Annotated in this window: 15 protein-coding genes and 1 pseudogene; 5 read left to right on the plus strand and 11 right to left on the minus strand. The window is 55.4% G+C overall.

Translation table 11 applies throughout. From position 1 onward, the window contains the following. Positions 1-6 precede the first annotated feature (6 nt). Positions 7-882, minus strand: a complete 876-nt coding sequence (gene coxB, locus FIV46_RS16315) for a cytochrome c oxidase subunit II (protein ID WP_181163280.1) — start codon at positions 880-882, stop codon at positions 7-9. A 337-nt stretch (positions 883-1219) separates the two neighbouring features. Between coxB and tldD the strand changes: the two genes are divergently transcribed. After that, positions 1220-2656 (plus strand): metalloprotease TldD, encoded by a 1437-nt coding sequence (gene tldD, locus FIV46_RS16320; RefSeq protein ID WP_139941986.1) that lies wholly within the window; start codon positions 1220-1222, stop codon positions 2654-2656. Between the two features lie 36 nt (positions 2657-2692). Next, positions 2693-3229: a pyridoxamine 5'-phosphate oxidase family protein gene (locus tag FIV46_RS16325; protein ID WP_139941987.1), complete on the plus strand. Its 537-nt coding sequence runs from the start codon at positions 2693-2695 to the stop codon at positions 3227-3229. Between the two features lie 36 nt (positions 3230-3265). On the opposite strand, the gene FIV46_RS16330 is transcribed toward FIV46_RS16325, so the two are convergent. From FIV46_RS16330 to FIV46_RS16350, 5 genes are all read right to left on the minus strand, one after another. Beyond that, positions 3266-3721: a PAS domain-containing protein gene (locus FIV46_RS16330; RefSeq protein ID WP_139941988.1), complete on the minus strand. Its 456-nt coding sequence runs from the start codon at positions 3719-3721 to the stop codon at positions 3266-3268. 53 nt (positions 3722-3774) lie between these two features. Then, a complete protein-coding gene (locus FIV46_RS16335) occupies positions 3775-4248 on the minus strand; it encodes a PAS domain-containing protein (RefSeq protein ID WP_139941989.1) in 474 nt (157 codons plus the stop codon). A 130-nt stretch (positions 4249-4378) separates the two neighbouring features. Further along, positions 4379-5746 carry a glutamate--cysteine ligase gene (locus FIV46_RS16340; RefSeq protein ID WP_219846167.1) on the minus strand — a complete coding sequence of 456 codons (1368 nt, stop codon included), beginning with the start codon at positions 5744-5746 and terminating at the stop codon, positions 4379-4381. A 102-nt stretch (positions 5747-5848) separates the two neighbouring features. Next, positions 5849-6607, minus strand: coding sequence for a retropepsin-like aspartic protease family protein (locus FIV46_RS16345; RefSeq protein ID WP_139941991.1), 759 nt, complete (start codon positions 6605-6607; stop codon positions 5849-5851). A gap of 94 nt (positions 6608-6701) precedes the next feature. Further along, on the minus strand, positions 6702-7466 hold the full coding sequence (locus FIV46_RS16350; protein ID WP_139941992.1) for a 16S rRNA (uracil(1498)-N(3))-methyltransferase: 765 nt from the start codon (positions 7464-7466) through the stop codon (positions 6702-6704). A 61-nt stretch (positions 7467-7527) separates the two neighbouring features. Here FIV46_RS16350 and ubiA point away from each other — a divergent pair, with 61 nt between their 5' ends. Next, the gene (gene ubiA, locus FIV46_RS16355; protein WP_139941993.1) at positions 7528-8487 is read left to right on the plus strand and encodes a 4-hydroxybenzoate octaprenyltransferase; all 960 of its coding nucleotides are present in this window, start codon (positions 7528-7530) and stop codon (positions 8485-8487) included. Positions 8488-8860: 373 nt separating this feature from the next. On the opposite strand, the pseudogene metH reads toward ubiA, so the two are convergent. The 3 genes and pseudogenes from metH to FIV46_RS16370 form a co-directional block, all read right to left on the minus strand. Next, a pseudogene (metH, locus tag FIV46_RS16360) lies at positions 8861-12590 on the minus strand (methionine synthase). Next, positions 12565-13476, minus strand: coding sequence for a methylenetetrahydrofolate reductase [NAD(P)H] (metF, locus tag FIV46_RS16365; protein ID WP_342780459.1), 912 nt, complete (start codon positions 13474-13476; stop codon positions 12565-12567). Before metF ends, metH begins: the two are co-directional and overlap by 26 nt. 69 nt (positions 13477-13545) lie before the next feature. Continuing rightward, positions 13546-14487: an ArsR/SmtB family transcription factor gene (locus FIV46_RS16370; RefSeq protein ID WP_219846171.1), complete on the minus strand. Its 942-nt coding sequence runs from the start codon at positions 14485-14487 to the stop codon at positions 13546-13548. Positions 14488-14673: 186 nt separating this feature from the next. Here FIV46_RS16370 and FIV46_RS16375 point away from each other — a divergent pair, with 186 nt between their 5' ends. Then, positions 14674-15486, plus strand: a complete 813-nt coding sequence (locus FIV46_RS16375) for an MlaA family lipoprotein (protein ID WP_139941995.1) — start codon at positions 14674-14676, stop codon at positions 15484-15486. Between the two features lie 6 nt (positions 15487-15492). Here the strand turns inward: FIV46_RS16375 and rimK are convergent, their stop codons facing one another. Beyond that, complete coding sequence (gene rimK / locus FIV46_RS16380) at positions 15493-16923, minus strand: 30S ribosomal protein S6--L-glutamate ligase (protein WP_139941996.1); 1431 nt, start codon at positions 16921-16923, stop codon at positions 15493-15495. A 212-nt stretch (positions 16924-17135) separates the two neighbouring features. Here rimK and FIV46_RS16385 point away from each other — a divergent pair, with 212 nt between their 5' ends. Then, positions 17136-17732, plus strand: a complete 597-nt coding sequence (locus FIV46_RS16385; RefSeq protein WP_139941997.1) for a hypothetical protein — start codon at positions 17136-17138, stop codon at positions 17730-17732. Between the two features lie 33 nt (positions 17733-17765). On the opposite strand, the gene FIV46_RS16390 is transcribed toward FIV46_RS16385, so the two are convergent. Further along, positions 17766-19670 (minus strand): sensor histidine kinase, encoded by a 1905-nt coding sequence (locus FIV46_RS16390; RefSeq protein WP_139941998.1) that lies wholly within the window; start codon positions 19668-19670, stop codon positions 17766-17768. Between the last annotated feature and the right edge of the window lie 286 nt (positions 19671-19956).

Here is a 19956-nt window from a genome sequence, read left to right on the forward strand (position 1 = left end):
TATGGGTTACTGAGCTTGGGTGGCGTCAGCCACCTGAATGTTGGATTCAACCGCTTTTGCAGCAGTTTCGGTCGGGTTCTTCACCCAGGCGTCAAATGCTTCCTGGGAAACCACCTCAACCACGATCGGCATAAAGCCGTGGCGAATGCCGCAAAGTTCAGAGCACTGGCCGTAGTAAATGCCTTCTTTCTCGACCTTGAACCAGGTTTCGTTCAGGCGGCCCGGAACCGCATCAACCTTGATTCCGAACGCCGGAACCGTCCAGGCATGGATCACATCGGTCGCGGTTGTCTGAAGACGGACGGTCTTATTGACCGGCACAACGATATGGGTATCAGATTCCAGCAGGCGCGGCGTCCCTGCGCGGTCTTCATAATCACCGCCAGGCGCCTTGTCGGCTTCTGTCAGCATCACGGCGTCGAAGCTCACATCTTCGTAATCCGGATATTCGTAAGACCAGTACCACTGGTTGCCGATCGCCTTGACGGTAAGATCCGCTTCGGGGACAACATCCTGTTTGTAAAGGAGTTTAAATGACGGAACCGCAATTACAATCAGGATCAGGATCGGCAATACGGTCCAGACCACTTCCAGCAGCGTGTTGTGTGTCGTCTTGGATGGGGTCGGGTTCACCTTGGCGTTGAACCGGATAAAGATGTAAACCATCAGCGCCAAAACGAAAAGTGTGATCACCACACACATGACCAGCAGCCCGTTGTTATGGAAGCTTACCAGGTCCCGCATAACCTCGGTTGCCGGCTGCATCAGGCCCATTTGTTCGGGCTCGGCCCTGTACAGACCATTGGCCCAGACCGATCCCAGACCGGAGAAAAGTGCAACCAAAAACGCGGCTGCAGAAACAAAAGTTTTCTTGAACGACATATCCTGCCTACCCCTTAAATTCAAAGACGAATTAAGACATTTCCACCCTTTGCAGCATACGGAGAACCATTAGTTTCTCCTGCATACAGAGCAAACACCTCACCTTATACCAGAAAATTGATCTGGCTCAAGGCCGCATTATCAATAACTGGGCTAATCGGGAACATTGATACAAATCAAATGTTTCCACCGCAACATTTTCTTTCTATTTAATCGTCAACTCCCCCTGGAAGCGGAAAAGTCGCAGATTATCGCCCTTGATGCTTGCACCCACAGGGGATAATCTCCATATACTAGCTTATATATAAAGTATATACCGACTCAAAACAGGGCCGCCATGACAACATCAACACACCCCGATTCCTATTTCTTCTCAGAATCAGACCTTGATTCTGTCCGTACGCAACGGCTGGTGGATGATGCCCTGCATGGAATGGAAGACGGCGAGCTCTATCTGCAATATGTCCAGTCGGAAAGCTTCTCCTTTGATGACGGTCGGCTCAGGAACGCCGTTTATGACACCAATCGCGGCTTCGGGCTCAGAAGCGTCCTGGGCGAGGTCACCGGCTACGCCCATTCCAGCAGCCTGGATGAAGCTGCCCTGAAGCGGGCCGGCGAGACGGTCCAGAGCATCAAATCCGGGCGGAGGGGCACTCTGGCCATCCATCCCCAGGGTACCAACCGGAAACTCTATACCGATGAAAATCCCCTGCTCGGCGGACTGGACTTCAATGCCAAGGTCAAGATGCTGCAGGATATTGACGCCTATGCGCGCGGGTTGGACAACAGGGTCTGCCAGGTCAGCGCCTCCATATCCGGCGAATGGCAAACCGTGGAAATTATCCGGCCGGGCGGCCATCGCGTCCGGGATATCCGGCCTCTGGTGCGGCTTAATGTTTCCGTCGTCGCCCAGGAAGGCGACCGCATGGAAAGCGGGTATCAGGGCGCCGGCGGCCGTTATGACTACAGCCGGTTGCTGACTGAAGAAAACTGGAAGTCTCAGGTGGATGAAGCCCTGCGCCAGGCCCTGGTCAATCTGGACAGTATCCCCGCGCCGGCCGGTGAGATGGATGTCGTACTCGGCCCGGGCTGGCCCGGCGTCCTGCTGCATGAAGCCATCGGCCACGGCCTGGAAGGCGACTTTAACCGCAAGGGCACCTCGGCCTTTGCCGGCCTGATGGGGGAACGGGTTGCCGCCCCCGGCGTCACCGTGGTGGACGACGGCACCCTGCCCGACCGGCGCGGCTCCCTGTCCGTTGATGACGAGGGAACCCCCACCAGCTGCACCCCCCTGATCGAGGACGGCATCCTGACCGGCTATATGCAGGACCGCATGAACGCCCGCCTCATGGGGGTAAAGGCAACCGGTAACGGCCGGCGCGAAAGTTACGCCCATCAGCCGATGCCGCGCATGACCAACACCTATATGCTGGCCGGAGACCGGGATCCGCAGGAAATCATCCAGGGCGTCAAGAACGGCCTTTATGCCGTTAACTTCGGCGGCGGGCAGGTCGACATCACCAACGGTAAATTCGTATTCAGTTGCACCGAAGCCTATCTGATCAAGGACGGCAAGATCGATGCGCCGGTCAAGGGCGCGACCCTGATCGGCAACGGTCCCGACGCCCTGACCAGAGTCAGCGCGATCGGCAACGACCTGGAGCTTGATGCCGGCGTTGGCGTCTGCGGCAAGGGTGGCCAGAGTGTGCCGGTCGGTGTCGGACAGCCGACCCTGCGCCTCGACGGCCTGACGGTCGGCGGCACCGAAAGCTAGATTATCGCAAAGCCGTATCAATAGAGGGGACAGAAAATGGCCAAATTTTACGACAGGATCGAAGACAAGCTCGCAAAATTCATATCAGCACAACCGATGTTTTTTGTCGCCACTGCGCCGAAGGAAGGCAGGATCAGCCTGTCCCCCAAGGGTATGGACACTTTCCGGGTTCTGGGCCCGAACCAGCTAGCCTGGCTCGATTTTGTCGGCAGTGGCAATGAAACCGCGGCCCATCTTCTTGATGACGGCCGGATCACCATCATGTTCAACAGTTTTTCCAGCATCCCCATGATTTTGCGGCTGTACGGCCACGGCCGCTCCGTTAAACCCGGTGATAAGGAATTTGACAGCCTGATGGCCCATTTTACCGCACAAAAAGGCATTCGGCAGATATTCATCGCGGATATCGGCAGCGTGCAGACCAGCTGCGGCTATGGTGTACCGGAGATGGAACTGAAGGGCCAGCGCGATACTCTTGAGAACTGGTGCGAAAGAAAAAGCGACCAGGAGCTTCTCGATTATCAGCGGGAGAAAAACCGGCAAAGCATCGACGGCCTGCCCACCGGGCTTTGACCCGGGCGGCAACGCCTTGATTATGCCGCGCCCCCTCTAATAATAATCATTTGATGCAAGGATCTTGTCCACACTCTGGCCATCGCTGGACAGCGGGCAGACCAGGCAGCTGTAATTTTTGAAATCCTTGGAGACAAACATCAGCCGGTCCTCTGAATAATAAGGCCGACGGTTTTCGACCAGCCAGCAAAACCGCCTGGACAATCCCTCGGAATTGGGGAAGTCGTGCGCCCATTTCCCGGTCAGGGACTGCCCGACGATCTGGTCCACCTGTGTACCCGTCAGCCTCACCTTAAATTGATAGTGCCCAGGTTTGCCGTAAACATCGAGCATAATCAAATGCGGCAGTAGAGAAGGGATTTCTTCGGGACCGATATCCTGTCGGGACGGCATCAAGCGGTCACCTTTCCTGCGGAGCCAGTAGTCATATAATTGACCATGAACTTCCGAAGAAAAATGCTTCCGCTCGAATTCCGGGACAAAATTAGCCATCTGCGGTCCAGTCCGGTTTACTTCAGGGATAGCCTAACGCTTTGCCAAGACAACTAGAAATAATAATTGGTCGAGATCAGAATGTTGACATTTTTCCCATCATCGGAGAAGGGTAACGTCAAAGCTGTATAGTGATGGAAGTCCTTCACCGCCCAGTGTAACTTGTCGCTATTATAATAGGGCTGGCCAGTCTCGACAAGCCGCTTGTAGCGGGCAATAATTTCTTTCGTATGGGGAAATTCGTCAATCCAGTGTCCCATGGCATTTATCCCCATCACTTCTACGGTTTCAGTGCCTGAAAGGCGAAACCGAAAGCGCATGGGATTGCCGGGGTGAACTTCCAGCATCAGAATATAGGGAAGCGCGGGAGCAATGGCTGCAGGATTGAAATCCGCCCGGGAAGGTAGACGCTGGTTTCCACGAATTTCATTCCAGTGATTATACAGCAAATTGTGAATGTCCGCGTTGAAATCATCAGGTGTAAAGTCTGTCTTTACAAACACCTCATATTCTTCATCGCCTACCATCTATTTTCGATACCTCTATGTTGCCAGGCACACTGCCTCAGCAGCTTTGCATATAATTCTGTTCTTAAGTTATATTCTTGTTTTATAAAGCAAGTGTTAATAATCGAATAATTATGTATCGAACAGTTTATCAGAAAGCATGTTCCTGAAACAGTCGATTAATATCCTTATTCCACTCCTGGTTGTATTTATCCAGCAATGTCTGAGCGTGACTATGTCCGGATTCCACAATGGCAAACAGGACGTTAAGGAATATCCGCTCATCCTCTCCGGTTGAATTCAGCCTGTTGCGCCGTTTCAGCCCGTGCGCGGAAATTTCCAGCATTTCCCTGGCCCAGTCCAGAAGCTTCACGTTCTTGAACGTGGTTTGCAGCGCCGTACGCGGCACTTCCCGGCGCAGGATATCATGCTCCTCGATGGTCCAGCCTTTGCACAGGTCCCAGGCCGCGTCCAGGGCGTCACTGTCATACAACAGGCCCACCCACAACGCCGGCAGGGCGCAGATGGTGTTCCAGGAGCCGCCGTCGGCGCCGCGCAGTTCCAGGAATTTCTTCAGGCGCACTTCCGGGAACAGGGTACTCATATGGTCTTCCCAGTCCTGCATGGTGGCCACATGACCGGGATAGGCCGGCAGGTCGCCGTTGATAAAGTCCTTGAAGGACTGGCCGGACGCATCGATATATTTGCCGTCCCGGTACACAAAATACATCGGCACATTCAGTACATGGTCCACATAGGCCTCATAGCCCATGGACTCATCGAACACAAACGGCAGCATGCCGCAACGATCCGGATCCGTGTCGGTCCAGATATGGCTGCGATAGCTCATAAAGCCGTTCGGCTTGCCTTCGGTGAAGGGGGAATTGGCAAACAAGGCCGTCGCGATAGGCTGCAGCGCCAGCGAGGTGCGGAATTTTTTCACCATATCCGCCTCATCGGAATAATCCAGGTTCACCTGGATGGTGGCGGTGCGATACATCATGTCCAGACCGAGCTTGCCTCTTTTCGGCATATATTCGGTCATGATTTTATACCGCCCCTTGGGCATGCGCGGCACATCTTCCCGTTTGGTATTGGGATTGAAGCCGACGCCCAGGAAACTGATCCCCAGTTCTTCACTGACCGCCTTGGCTTCCTTCAGATGGGAGGCAACTTCGCTACAGGTCTGGTGGATATTTTCCAGCGGCGCGCCGGAAAGCTCAAGCTGACCGCCCGGCTCAAGTGTCACGGACTGACCGCCTTTTTTCAGGCCGATAATATAGTCCCCCTCCATAATCGGGTCCCAGCCGAATTCACGCCCCTTGGCTTCGAGAATCGCTTTGATACTGCGCTCGCCTTCATAGGGAACGGGGCGGAATGTGTCCTTGCAGAACACAAATTTTTCATGTTCAGTCCCGATCCGCCATTCATCGCGCGGCCTGGCGCCCGAAGCGATATAGTCGATCAACTGCTGTTTGGAGGTAATAGGGCTGTTTTTATCCTGAGGAGTTCCTGTCACGTGCATCCACCCTTAATGAAATTGTTCCCAAAACTATCTTTTTTTTCCGAAGTTTCCAATCAACTCCTCATCACAGCGAAGTGATTGTGTTCATTTGGTACTTCAGGGAAATAAAGTCAATACATTATCCTTCACCTGGTAGGCCGAAAGCCTCTCCAGAAAACTCATGCCCAGCAGGGACTGGTCCAACCCCCGCCGGATGACCGACGCCCTCACATTTTCAAGATAAATCGGCCCGAGCGACATTTCCGACAATCTCACCCGTGCGCCCCAGGTCCTGCCATTGGCCGTATCATAGGGCTGGGAATAGTTCAGCCGGTCCGGGTCGATACCGACCTGGCGGGCGTCCTGTTCGGTCAGGATCACATCGCTCGCCCCGGTATCCAGGACAAAAGTGACCGGTTCGCCATTGACCTTGACCCGCAGCACATAATGACCGCCCAGGGTGGCCGGAAAGGAAATGCCGCCGTTGGCGACCTGCCCCATCGAGGGATTCAGTTCCTGGCCGATCCGCCCGCTGCCGCTCCAGATACTGTACCCCAGAGCCAGGATGCCGAGAATAATCACCCAGGCGGCGATATTCCGCAGCGCCTGGCCCGGGTTGCTGCGGATATGAACGATCAGGCCGGCCCCGACCATGGCCAGCAAAATAATGTCATAGAGCAGGGTTGCCGTCTGCCCTCCCGACAGGGACAGCTTCGGCAGCAGCAAAAGCAGGACCATGACAAGAACAATGGGGATAATGACCCATTTATACATGCTCCAGAAGGCCGGCCTGTTGCCGGGCGGCCGGCCTCCGCCGCCGGACGGCATTTTATGGTTTTGAGGATCCCAGGGAGATCTGAATTCAGGGTCGGTCATTGGACTAGTCTAGCTTTTCGGGACTGGGCAAACAATAAAAACTGTATGTGTGAACAACAATTAAGTCGGTCGGGAAACTTGTTGAAACGATTTCCTACTGCCAGTCCCCGGCAAAGGACTGCCATAGCGAGATCGCCGCAACCGCAGCGGTGTCCGCCCTGAGGATCCGCGGCCCCAGGGTCACCGCCACAGTCTGCGGATGGGACCTGATCATCTGCCGCTCTTCCGGACTGAAGCCGCCTTCCGGGCCGATCAGGATCGCCCATTTAGTCAGGCCGGAGGACTGGCCCGCCTGGGCCACGGCCTCGCCAACCGGCTTGATGTCCTGCGCGCCCTCGCCGCCGGCTTCGTCGCAGAACATAATCAGCCGGTCATCGGGCCAGCCGGCCAGCAGCTTGTCCAGTTTCACCGGCTCTTCGATCTCCGGCACGGTCAGGCGGCCGCATTGTTCCGCCGCCTCGATGGCATTGGCGCGCAGGCGCTCTTCCTTGACCCGGTCAACGATGGTACGCCGGGTCATCACCGGCCGGATCAGGGAGACACCGAGCTCGGTGGCCTTTTCCACCATATAGTCGAGCCTGGCCTTTTTCACCGGGGCAAACAGATACCACAGATCCGGCTCCTCGGCCTGGTCTTCCAGGTGCCCCAGCACCCGGACCAAAGCCTTGCCCTTGCCGACCTTCTCGAGCCGGGCCATCCATTCGCCGTCGCGGCCGTTGAACAGGGCCACCACCTCGCCTTCCTTCATGCGCATCACGTTGATCAGGTAATGGCCCTGGTTGCCGTCGATCAGGAACTCCCGATCGGTCCCCAGATCATGCTCCACATAAAGCCGGATATTTGGTGTTGCACTGGTCATGGAATGAGTTACCTTGTTGGACGATATGACCTATTTATACCCTGCTATGAGGGATTGACCAATGACAAATCCGGAGAAACATCTGGAGTCTGCCCCCAAGGATACCGTACGCAGCAGCTGGGTTCATCGCTTTGCCCCGGCCGCGACCGTGCCCTACCTGCAGCTGATGCGGGCGGACCGGCCGATCGGCACCTGGCTTTTGCTGTGGCCTTGCCTGTGGTCCATCGCTCTGGCCAGTCACTGGCAATACTGGAGGCCTGAAAACTGGGAATTTTATCTCCCCCATATTTCCTATCTCATTTTATTTTCCATCGGCGCTTATGTGATGCGGGGGGCAGGCTGCGTGGTCAATGACCTGGCCGACATCAAGTTCGACGCCCAGGTGGAACGCACCCGCGAACGCCCGCTGCCCAGCGGCCGGGTTTCGGTCAAACAGGCCCTTCTGTTCCTCGGCGGACTCTGCCTGCTCGGCCTGCTGATCCTGTTGCAGTTCAATGTCATGGTCGTCAAACTCGGCGTATTGTCCCTGACCCTGGTTGTTACCTATCCCTTCATGAAAAGGATCACCTACTGGCCGCAATTTTTCCTCGGGCTTACTTTTAACTGGGGCGCGCTGATGGGCTGGGCTGCTGTAACCGGTGGTCTGGAATGGCCAAGCATAATTCTGTATATCGGGGGAATATTCTGGACCCTGGGCTATGATACCATTTATGCCCACCAAGACAAGGAAGACGACGCCCTGATCGGGGTCAAATCCACCGCGCTCAAGCTTGGCAAATCAACCCCGGCCTGGCTGATCATCTTCTATGGCATCACGGCTGTTCTGTTCACCATTGCCGGCGGCATGACCGGTCTGGGGCTCGGTTTTTATGTGGGGATCATGGCCGCCACCGTGCACTTGCTGTGGCAAATCTGGTCGCTGGAGATGGACAATACGGAACGATGTCTGAAACTGTTCAAGTCAAACCGCGATTTCGGCGCCATTATCTTCGCCAGCATCATCGCCGGGCACTATTTCTGAGGTCATCGGGAACACTTGGTAAAAGATAAGACCGGCGTGACAGACATACTCATACTTTCCTGCTACTCAGGGTCCGTCACACCGGATAAACCAGGCGATTTGCTACAGGCCTAGTTCCCTATGATGTATAGCAAAGGCTGTGCCAAAAAAAGGTTTTTCTTGCAACTATATTAGAATCAACAACTTATAATATTAGATTTTGCTGTATTTGCTACTTTTTAACCATATACTATTGCATTTTGCATTGCTTTTTGCGCTACCATCGCACATTGCACAAATCTAAATTAGTATGCACTTAATTGCATTGCATATACATTGATGATCCTGATTACACCAGGGCCGAACGGGGCAAAATAGCCTATTCCTCAGAGTCTTAGCGATTATAGGCCAGGTTCGGCGCCAGCCAGCGTTCCACGTCGGCGACTTCCATGCCCCGGCGGGCGGCATAATCCTCCACCTGGTCGCGGGAAATCTTGCCGAGGCCGAAATACTGGCTGTCCGGATGGCTGAAATAATAGCCGGACACGGAACTTGCCGGCAGCATGGCCATGCTGTCAGTCAATATCACCCCGGCATTCTGCTGGGCGTTGAGCAGGCTGAACAGGGCCGGTTTTTCCGTATGATCCGGGCAGGCCGGATAGCCCGGCGCCGGGCGGATGCCCCGGTATCGCTCCCGGATCAGCTCCGCGTTGCCGAGGTTTTCGTCCGGCGCATAGGCCCAGAATTCCCTGCGCACCCGCTCATGCATGCGTTCGGCAAAGGCTTCCGCCAGCCGGTCAGCCAGCGCCTTGAGCAGGATATCGTTATAGTCATCGTGACTGGCCTTGAATTCCTCGAGCTTATCCTCAATCCCGATCCCGGCCGTAACCACAAAGCCACCCAGATAATCGGTGAGGCCGCTGTCTTTCGGGGCGATGAAGTCGGCCAGGCACATATTGGCCCGCCCTTCCCGTTTCGCCACCTGCTGGCGCAGGAAATGCACCGTCTCCATGCGGGCGCCGCTCTCGTCATAAAGCTCCACATCGTCGCCGACGCTGTTGGCCGGCCAGAAGCCGATCACCGCCTTGGCCCTGAGCCACTTGTCGTCAACGATGGATTTCAGCATAGCCTCTGCATCCCGGAACAGATGTCGGGCGCTTTCCCCCACCACTTCGTCCTCGAGAATCTTCGGATAGGTCCCGGCCAGTTCCCAAGTGCGGAAGAAAGGCGTCCAGTCGATCCGGTTGACCAGGTCGCCCAGGTCATAATCCTCAAACACCCTGGTGCCGGTGAAGCTGGGGACCGGCGGCTGATAGCCCTGCCAGTCGACCCTAAAGGCATTGGCGCGCGCTTCCTGCAGGGTGACCTGGTTATCGGCCCGGCGCCCGCGGGCATGACGTTCGCGCATCTGCTCGTAATCATTGGCTACCTCCGCCATGAAGGCGTCGCGATGCTCGGCGCTCAGCAACTGGCTGGCGACCCCCACCGCGCGGGAGGCATCCAGCACATGCACCACCGCGCCCGACGTATTGGGCGCGATCTTGACCGCCGTATGCACCTTGGACGTGGTCGCCCCGCCGATCATCAGCGGCAGCTTGATCTTGCGGCGCTCCATTTCCGCCGCCACAGTAGACATTTCCTCCAGCGACGGGGTGATCAGCCCGGACAGGCCGATGATATCCACCTTTTCCTTTTCCGCCGTGGACAGAATCTCCTCGAACGGCACCATCACACCCAGATCGATCACGTCGTAATTGTTACACTGCAGCACGACGCCGACGATATTCTTGCCGATGTCATGCACGTCGCCTTTGACCGTGGCCATCAGGATCTTGCCCTTGGCCTGGGATCCCTCTGATTTTTCCGCCTCGATATAGGGGATCAAATGGGCCACCGCCTGTTTCATCACCCGGGCCGACTTCACCACCTGGGGCAGGAACATCTGGCCGGTGCCGAACAGGTCGCCGACCACATTCATACCGTCCATCAGCGGGCCTTCGATCACCTCCAGCGGCCGCCCGCCGCGCTCGGCCACCTTCCGGCGGCATTCCTCGGTATCCTCGACAATATGGCTGGTGATACCCTTGACCAGGGCGTGGGTCAGGCGCTTTTCCACCTCGAGTTCCCGCCAGGCAAGGTCTTCCTTGCGCTCGACGCCTTTCTCGCCCTTGTATTTGTCGGCAATCTCCAGCAGTCGGTCGGTGGCGTCGGGCCGGCGGTTGAGGATCACGTCCTCCACCCGCTCCCTGAGCTCTTCCGGAATCTCCGAATAAACCGTGATCATGCCGGCATTGACAATGCCCATATCCATGCCGGCCTGGATGGCGTGATACAGGAATACGCTGTGCATGGCCTCACGCACCGGGTTGTTGCCGCGGAAGGAGAAAGAGATATTGCTGACCCCGCCGGAGACATGGACGTAGGGCAGGTTTTCCTTGATCCGCTGCGTTGCCCTGATGAAATCGAGACCATAGCTGTTATGTTCCTCGATGCCGGTGGCGACGGCAAAGATGTTAGGGTCAAAAATAATATCCTCGGGCGGGAAACCGACTTTTTCGGTCAGCACCTTGTAGGAGCGTTCGCAAATCTCGTATTTGCGGTCCTCGGTGTCGGCCTGGCCATGCTCATCAAAGGCCATCACCACTACCGCAGCGCCATAGCGCTTGACCTTGCGCGCCTGGTCAATGAAATTTTCCTCGCCTTCCTTGAGCGAGATGGAGTTGACCACCCCCTTGCCCTGGATACATTTCAGGCCCGCTTCGATCACCGACCATTTGGAACTGTCGATCATGATCGGCACCCGGCTGATGTCCGGCTCGCCGGCGATCAGGTTGAGGAAGGTGACCATGGCCTGCTCGCTGTCGAGCATGGCCTCGTCCATGTTGATGTCGATGATCTGCGCCCCGGCTTCCACCTGCTGGCGGGCCACATCCAGCGCCTCGGCATAGTCGCCGTTGAGGATCAATTTCTTGAACTTGGCGGAGCCGGTCACATTGGTCCGCTCGCCCACATTGATAAAAATCGGATTCTGTTTCATCTCTTTCCTTCCCCGGCGCTCAGGCCTGTGACTGCACGACTTCAAAGGGCTCAAGCCCGCTGAGCGTCATATGAGGGGAAATGTCAGGAATTTTCCGCGGCGGCAGGTCCGCCACCGCCTCGGCAATGGCCCTGATATGCTCCGGGGTGGTGCCGCAACAGCCGCCGAGAATATTGACCAGGCCGCTTTCGGCCCATTCCCTGAGGTGGGAGGCCATATATTCCGGGGTCTCGTCATAGTCGCCCATTTCATTGGGCAAGCCCGCGTTGGGATGGGCGGAAACGTTGGTATCGGCCACCCGGGACAGGGCCAGGACATGCTGGCGCAACTGGTCGGCGCCGAGGGCGCAGTTAAAACCGACGCTGATCGGGTTCGCATGGCGTACACTGTACCAGAAGGCCTCAGCAGTTTGCCCGGACAGGGTCCGGCCCGAGGCATCGGTGATGGTGCCGGAAATCATGACCGGCAGTTCGCGGCCGATCTCGTCAAACACATTCTGCACCGCGAAGATCGCCGCCTTGGCGTTCAGGGTATCAAACACCGTCTCCAGCAGGATGATATCCGCGCCGCCATCGATCAGGCCCCGGGTCGCTTCTTCATAGGAGGCCACCAGTTCATCAAAACTGACATTGCGGAATGCGGGGTTGTTGACGTCCGGGGAGATGCTGGCGGTACGGTTGGTCGGCCCCAGCACCCCGGCGACAAACCGCGGCTTGTCCGGTGTTTTGGCGGTATATTCATCAGCCGCTTCCCGGGCCAGACGCGCCCCGTCCCGGTTCAGTTCATACACCAGCTCCTCCATCCCGTAATCCGCTTGGGAAATACTGGTGGAATTGAAGGTATTGGTCTCCAGGATATCGGCGCCGGCCTCCAGATAGGCCCGGTGAATATCCCGGATCATATCCGGCTGGGACAGGGTCAGAAGGTCATTGTTGCCCTTCACATCCTGTTTCCAGTCGGCAAAGCGATCGCCGCGATAGTCTGCCTCGGTCGGTTTATGCCGCTGGATCATGGTGCCCATGGCCCCGTCCAGGATCAGGATACGGTCAGACAGCAATTGTTCAAGACGCGAGCTTTGAGTGTTCATCAGTCTCTCCATGCGGGCGGATACCCAATATATGACAAAGAGCCAGGGTCAGTTCGGCCCGGTTCAGGGTATAGATATGAAAATGCCTGACCCCGCTCTGATAAAGGCGCAGGCATTGCTCGGCGGCCACCGTGGCGGCCACCTGCTGGCGACATTCCGGACGGTCTTCAAGGCCCTCGAAAAGGTTCTCGAGCCAGGCCGGCACGTCAATCCCGCTCGCCTGTGAGAATTTTTTGACTGTGGCAAAATTGGTCACCGGCAGAATTCCCGGCACAATGGGAACGCTGATCCCTGCCGCCAGCGCCTTGTCCATAAAGCGGAAGTAATGGTCCACATCAAAGAAATACTGGGTGATAGCCCGGTTGGCCCCCGCATCGATCTTGCGCTTCAGGTTGTCGATGTCCGCCTGGGCGCTGCCGGACTCCGGGTGGTGCTCCGGATAAGCGGCAACGGAGATATCAAAGTCTCCGATCTTTTTCGCCCCGGCCACCAGCTCGGCCGCATTGCTGTAGCCATCGGGATGCGGTTGATAGGCCTGGCCCACCGTCGGCATATCCCCGCGCAGCGCGACAATATGCCGCACACCTTCATCCCAATACTGCCGCAGGATATCATCCACTTCCCCGCGTGAGTTTGCTACGCAGGTCTGATGGGCCGCCGGCGTCAGGGAGGTTTCCCGCAGGATCCTCGTGACCGTGGCATGGGTACGCTCCCGCGTACTGCCGCCGGCGCCATAGGTGACCGACACCATTTCCGGCTGCAGGGGCTCAAGCCGGCGAATGCTGTTCCATAATGTCTCCTCCATTTTTTCCGAATTTGGCGGAAAAAATTCGAAGGAAACCTTGATGCCCGTCGGTTTGGTGGCAAACAAACCGGGCCTTAACAGATCTGTTTTCTGATCTTCTGTCACTGCTCTTCTCTAACTGACTATATTTATTTTATTGAATTTTTGGCTTTAGTTTTTGCGGGCAACCCAGATGGAAACGTCCAGTTCGCTGCCCTTCAGGGGAATCATGTTGTCACACATGAGTCCGACCTGCTTGCACCATCCATTGATTTCCCGATCAGAAAAACCGAGCCGCCGGTGGGCATGCTCTTCCCGCAGGAATTCAAGGGTGTGGGGTGCAAAGTCCACAATAATCGCCCGGCCGCCTTTCTTCAGGAGGCGGCTTGTCTCCTTGAGCGCGGACAGGGGATCGTCGGCAAAATGCAGAACCTGATGGAACATCACCAGATCGATGGTTTCGTCCGGCAGGGCCAGATCATACATATCTCCGTGCCGGACCTGGCAATTGGTGACACCCGCTTTTTCCAGGTTGACCCTGGCGATCGACAGCATTTCGCGACTAAGGTCAATGCCGATCCCTTTTCTGATCCGGGGCGCGAACACTTCCAGCATCCGCCCGGTACCGGTCCCCACGTCAAGCAGGGTCTTGATTTCCATGTCCGCCGTCAGCTCCAGCAACAGGCTTTCCACGTCTTCCTCGGGCACATAAAGAGAGCGGATCTTGTCCCAGTTGGCGGCATTTTCCCGAAAATATTCCGAGGCCCTTTCGGTCCGTTCCCGCTTGATCTCGGCAAGACGTTCCTGGTCATGCTGCAGAAGCTGATCCGAGTGGGGCACGAATTCGAGGATCGAGCGGGCCAGCCTGCCCGGCCCGCCCTGTTCGGCCAGCCGGTAAAAGATCCAGGTTCCTTCCCGGTGCCGCTCGAGAAGACCCGCCTCGCACAACAGCTTCAGATGCCGGGATACCCGGGGCTGGCTCTGACGCAGGATGGTCACCAGTTCCGTCACAGTCAGTTCCCCTGACCGGAACAGGGCGAGGATACGCAACCTGGTCTCCTCGCCTGCCGCCCGCAACGCTGCCAGTATCTCTTCCACTGAGTATTCAGACATGCTCTTCCTTCGAATCAATAACAATGAACAAATATATAAATATATCTTTATATGAAGTAAAGTCGTTAATTCAAAATTTATGTTCGGGTGTTACCTGTTGCATATTGAAAAGCGAAAGTATCTGCTTTAGTTATGCTTATCAGGAAGGAAATCGCCCAGACTGAAGTCCCGGCAAAATAACAAAGTATGAAAAACCACCTGCTTGAAAATGTACCGGGACGTTCCGGAAACGCGCTCTTGCTGATCTTGTTGCTGGCGACAATCCTGGTCTCCGGCTGCGCCACCCGTCCACCGGCCGATGACCCGGCTGCCCTGGCGGCCTATGAAGAGGCCAACGATCCGCTGGAACCCATGAACCGCGCGATTTTCGCCTTCAACAACGCCTTTGACGACGTGATCCTGGAGCCGGTGGCCAAGCTGTACCGGAAATGGGGACCGCCGACCATCCGGACGGGGATTTCCAATATCGTCAATAACTGGCGGGAACCGGTCACTTTCGTTAACGATATCCTGCAGGCGCAGCCGGAACGGGCCGCGACCTCCATCACCCGCTTCCTGATCAATTCGACCTTCGGCCTGCTCGGCATACTTGATCCTGCAACGCATTGGGGGATTGAACGGCATTCCGAAGATTTCGGCGAGACGTTTGCCGTCTGGGGCTTCGGTGAAGGCCCCTACCTGATGCTGCCGATCCTCGGCCCGTCAAACGTGCGCGACTTTACCGGCTTTATGGTCGACTTCTTTTATGATCCGGTCAGCCTTTATCTGGAGCATAAGGGCTGGTGGTATCTCCGCTATGGCCGGCTGGCCCTGCGCGGCCTGATCTACCGCGAGGAAAACCTCGAAACCCTGGACGACCTCAGCAAGTCATCGACGGATTTTTACGCCACCCTGCGCAGTGCCTACCGCCAGATGCGCGCCTATGACATCAGGAACGGCCAGCTGGACACCACCGCCGAAGACGACCTGTTCGAGGACTTTGACGACGAAGAATACTGACGCCCGTCAGGAAGCGGAGATCGACTTACTCACGCGCTTGACCCGCTTTCTGCCCCGCAGCCGTTTATCGGCGATGATCTTGGCCCGCTTTTCAATGTAGTCCAGAATGGCGCCGGTAATATCCTTGCCGGTCGTTGTCTCAATCCCTTCCAGGCCCGGAGAGGAGTTGACCTCCAGAACCCTCGGTCCCTTTTCCGTCCGCAACAGGTCAACCCCGGCCACCGACAGCCCCAGAATACGGGCGGCCTTGATCGCTGTGGCCCGCTCTTCCTTTGTGATCCGGATCTTTGACGCCTTGCCGCCTTTGTGCAGGTTACTGCGGAAATCCCCTTCACTGCCGGTTCGCTTCATAGCCGCCACAACCCTGTTGCCGATGACAAAGCAGCGGATGTCCGTGCCGGCGGCCTCCTTGACAAATTCCTGCACCAGAATATCCGCATCGAGACCGCGGAAGGCGTCAATCACGGATTCCGCCGCTTTCTTGGTTTCCGCCAGCACCACGCCCTTGCCCTGGGTGCCGTGCAACAGCTTCAGGACCAGCGGCGCCCCGCCAACAATGCTGATCAGGTCATTGGTATCGCTGGGCGAACTGGCATATCCGGTGACCGGCATGCCAATGCCCTGGGCAGCCAGAAGCTGATGGGCGTACAGTTTGTCCCGCGACCGCCGGATCGCATCGGAGGAATTGAGACAGAAGATGTTCATGGCTTCAAACTGGCGCACAATCGCCGTCCCGTAGGACGTGATTGACGCCCCGATCCGCGGGATAACCGCATCATACTGCTGCAACACCTTGCCGCCGTAGCGCACTTCGGGCCGCGCGGAGGTGATATTCATGTAACAGCGTTTGGTGTTGATGACGTCCATGGTATGGCCGCGGCGCTCGGCTTCCTCCACCAGGCGACGGGAAGAGTAATTTTCCGGTTCACGGCTGAGCAGCAGGATCTTGAGCGGGCGATGTTCCGGTTCAACCGGCACAAGTTCGTCATAAAGGCTGTCAGAAAGGACACCACACAGGCATGACTGCACCGGATCAACGATCGCCCGGCCTTCCAGGGCGGACCGCCCCAGAAGCATGCGATAGGCCATATTTTCCCGGAAGGTCAGGGAAATTTCCACCGGCCAGGACTGCCCGCCAATCTCCAGCGTCGTGGCAATAATATGCCTGAGTTCTGTCTGGCCGTTGGAACTGGTCACTTCCCTCTTATCGACCAGCGGCGCGGCGCAGTGGATTTCAATATCAGGGCGTTCCGGCAGCGGATGAACGCCGAAAGACACCATTTTCTTGCCGCGTTCGGTATATTCGTAAATACCAAACGCATGCAGAGCAGAAGTTTTCGCACCGGTATCCACCTTGGCCTTGATGGCCGGCAGCCCCAAGTCAGGCAGGGACAACCATTCTTCCCACCCAACTTTAACCTTTTCGACTTCCGTCATAGCGCAACTCCTTTCCCCTCAGATATTTCCGTTTCGTCTATACCACTAACATTAATGATTTAGGTCATTGCCTCAAGGACAATGAACTATTAATCTCATTTACCAATAGGGAAAGATAAAAAGTAAGTAAAAAGTATGCCGAGGAAACTCCAAGCCGAAAAATTACCGGCCGCAGGAGTGCCGGCACGGTTTCAATGCATAAGGGTGACCAAATGACTGAAGTAAATACTGATTTGTCCATGGACCAGAAGCTCCGCAACCGAGCGTTACTGAGCAGCCGCGTGTTCCTGCTGGTCCAGTGGCCGGCCTATATCGTTCTGGGCGTCGTTGGCGTGCTGCTGCCCGCCCTGACCCATGTGGACGAAGCGCCCCTGATTGGCGCCATCCTGCTGGCGCTCGCTTTTTCGAAAATTATCGTCATGATCAAGACCGGTCCGGGACCCGGCACCTGCCTCTGCTGGCGCGCCGGAGTTACGGTCCTCAATATCCTGGCCGCGCTCCTGATCCTGGTGAATCCCTTCTCGCTCGATCTGCCGCTGCATATGGTCGTCGGCGCCTATATGGTACCGGCAAGTTTCTATGTGGTGCTGGAGGGCAGATATTCCTTCCTCGACCGGCGCATTGAAATCGTAACCTACAGCGGTTTCCTGGGCATGGCCATCGGTGTATCCGTGTTTGCCGGGGTCCCGGATATTTCTTTCTGGACACCGACTTTTGCCTACAGCCTCTATCTGCTGATCCTGGGATATACCTCGCAGCATTTTACCTTCCTGAAAATTCCAAGCGGAGACTTCCAGGGCGCAAAATAGCTGCCTATTCCGGAAATGAACGGGATCAGAGTACTAGACAGCAACAGCCGAAGTGTGGGCGGAAGAATCATTGCAGGGGACCAGAATTGTCACTTCGGTCCCCTTTCCGACTTCACTTTCAATAAGCAGTTTTCCACCATGCAGTTCAACCAGATGTTTACACAGCGGCAGGCCAAGGCCGGCCCCGTCGTGGCTACGTGACTGGGCAGGCGCCACCTGCCCAAAGGGAAGCAGGGCTAATTTAATATCATCCCGGCTCATGCCAATTCCCTCATCCCGGACATAAAACACCAGATGTCCGGAAGAATTACTGGTCAAACCTAGGGATACCCGGCCGCCCTCGAGAGAGAATTTAATGGCATTGGAGAGGAGGTTTGACAGGATCTGGCGGACAGCACCCTCATCCATATAGACCTCATCAATCTGATCCGGGTTCTCGACGACAAGATTTATGCCCCCTGCTGCGGCAACAGGGGAAAATTTGTCATATTTGTCCTGCAGGATTTTCCCGATACAGACCGCTGCCGGCGCAATTTCAAATTTTCCGGTCTCGAGCCTGGAAATTTCCAGCACATTGTCGACAAGGCCGAGCAATTTCTCGCCACTGTCATGAATGTCCCGAATATATTCCTTGTATTTTTCATGCCCCAAACTGCCAAAATATTCTTGCATGATCATTTCGGAATAGCCGATGATAGCATTCAAGGGCGTATGCAATTCATGACTCATATTGGCCAGAAAATCATTCTTGACCCGACTGAGTTCCAGCGCCTGTTTCATCAGATCGTCATGCCGCTGCTTGCAATTCTTCTGCTCAGTAATATCAGTTCTGACTGACACATAGTGGGTTGGCGTACCGGAATTTTCCTCAAGAAAAGGAACAATTGTTGAATAGACCCAATAGGGTTCTCCCGCCTTGTTCAGGTTACAGATTTCCCCCTGCCATACTTCACCCGAGGAGATGTCCCGCCAAATCTCTTTGTAAAATTCCGGTTTGTGTTTCCTGGATTTGAGAATTCGGTGATTTTGCCCCATCAATTCCGAAGAAGAATATCCGGAAATATCACAGAACTTCTGGTTCACGTAAATAATGGTACCCGATGTATCTGTGATCGAAACCAATGCATGGTGATCGAGTGTTTTTTCCAGATTCTTGGTATAATTTTCCGCCAGCGATAGCTTTTCGCTGGTCGCTGCATATCTGACTTCCGTTTCTGTTTCGCGGGTCTTGTCCCGAACGGTTCCCGACACGGCCTTTATCCGCCCCTTGACATTGATTTCGGGCCCCCCTTTCACTTCTATATATTTGCTCCCCCCCGCCACTCCGGCAATTGCAAAAGTGTGAACGAAGGGCTTGCCTTTCCCGAATGCCTCCTCAATGCTGTTTTCCAGTTCCCGCCAGTCATCCTCATCAAAAAGTTCACCCATAGTTTCCAGTGTCGGTGCAAAATTCTGAGCAAAAACGTCATGAATTTTATAGACCTCGAGAGACCAGTGAACATGCCTGGTATTTTTGTCTACGCGCCAGAATCCTACCCCTGCCTCTTCCCCTATTTTCAGCAATCGCTTGCGGAGATACCCTTCTGCTGAAACGTTAGTCCCGACCTTCAGACAATATTGCTTGCCGCGCAAATAAAAGCTGAAGCTGCGCCATTTCACCGAAATTACATTTTCATCACGGTCTTCCTGGTCCCACACAGTCTCTTTGGGTTTATCATCGAAAAGCTGCTTCTTCACTCCAACGGCTTCGTCAGGAGTAAGATCTGAAAAAACGCCTTTTCCCCCTTCACCGAAAATATCGGGAGATTTTGCTGGGAACGTCTCCTGGTAACGCCGATTGGAAGCGAGAAGACTGCCGTCAATACCCGTCAGGACGAGAAATTTATATTCGATTACATAATGCCCAAAAAAATCCGTCAGGACTTTAAAAAAATCCATTGTATCCTCTACACAAGGTCTCTGCCTGGCTTGGCGCTTCCATCAAATAATTGAATATACATGCATTATTTGACGTGACGCCCGTTAATTACCTCTTCTATCCCGGAAATCCACGGGACACTGCTGCATCGCCCCTGCCGATATCCGGCTTCACATATATGCTATAATGTATAACATTACAATATTGTAAAATGATAAATCAATATTGTATATTGAGGAAAATTCTATCGTCATACATTTTCGCACGCCTTCGAGATTTTCTTGCGTGCCGGAGGCACTCTCGGCT

Source organism: Emcibacter nanhaiensis (assembly GCF_006385175.1).
In the GTDB taxonomy this organism is placed as follows: domain Bacteria; phylum Pseudomonadota; class Alphaproteobacteria; order Sphingomonadales; family Emcibacteraceae; genus Emcibacter; species Emcibacter nanhaiensis.

Coding starts and splice junctions, on each gene's coding strand:
- coxB (WP_181163280.1), bottom strand. CDS start 882: ATGTCGTTCAAGAAAACTTTTGTTTCTGCAGCCGCGTTTTTGGTTGCA.
- tldD (WP_139941986.1), top strand. CDS start 1,220: ATGACAACATCAACACACCCCGATTCCTATTTCTTCTCAGAATCAGAC.
- FIV46_RS16325 (WP_139941987.1), top strand. CDS start 2,693: ATGGCCAAATTTTACGACAGGATCGAAGACAAGCTCGCAAAATTCATA.
- FIV46_RS16330 (WP_139941988.1), bottom strand. CDS start 3,721: ATGGCTAATTTTGTCCCGGAATTCGAGCGGAAGCATTTTTCTTCGGAA.
- FIV46_RS16335 (WP_139941989.1), bottom strand. CDS start 4,248: ATGGTAGGCGATGAAGAATATGAGGTGTTTGTAAAGACAGACTTTACA.
- FIV46_RS16345 (WP_139941991.1), bottom strand. CDS start 6,607: ATGACCGACCCTGAATTCAGATCTCCCTGGGATCCTCAAAACCATAAA.
- FIV46_RS16350 (WP_139941992.1), bottom strand. CDS start 7,466: ATGACCAGTGCAACACCAAATATCCGGCTTTATGTGGAGCATGATCTG.
- ubiA (WP_139941993.1), top strand. CDS start 7,528: ATGACAAATCCGGAGAAACATCTGGAGTCTGCCCCCAAGGATACCGTA.
- FIV46_RS16370 (WP_219846171.1), bottom strand. CDS start 14,487: ATGTCTGAATACTCAGTGGAAGAGATACTGGCAGCGTTGCGGGCGGCA.
- FIV46_RS16375 (WP_139941995.1), top strand. CDS start 14,674: ATGAAAAACCACCTGCTTGAAAATGTACCGGGACGTTCCGGAAACGCG.
- rimK (WP_139941996.1), bottom strand. CDS start 16,923: ATGACGGAAGTCGAAAAGGTTAAAGTTGGGTGGGAAGAATGGTTGTCC.
- FIV46_RS16385 (WP_139941997.1), top strand. CDS start 17,136: ATGACTGAAGTAAATACTGATTTGTCCATGGACCAGAAGCTCCGCAAC.
- FIV46_RS16390 (WP_139941998.1), bottom strand. CDS start 19,670: ATGGATTTTTTTAAAGTCCTGACGGATTTTTTTGGGCATTATGTAATC.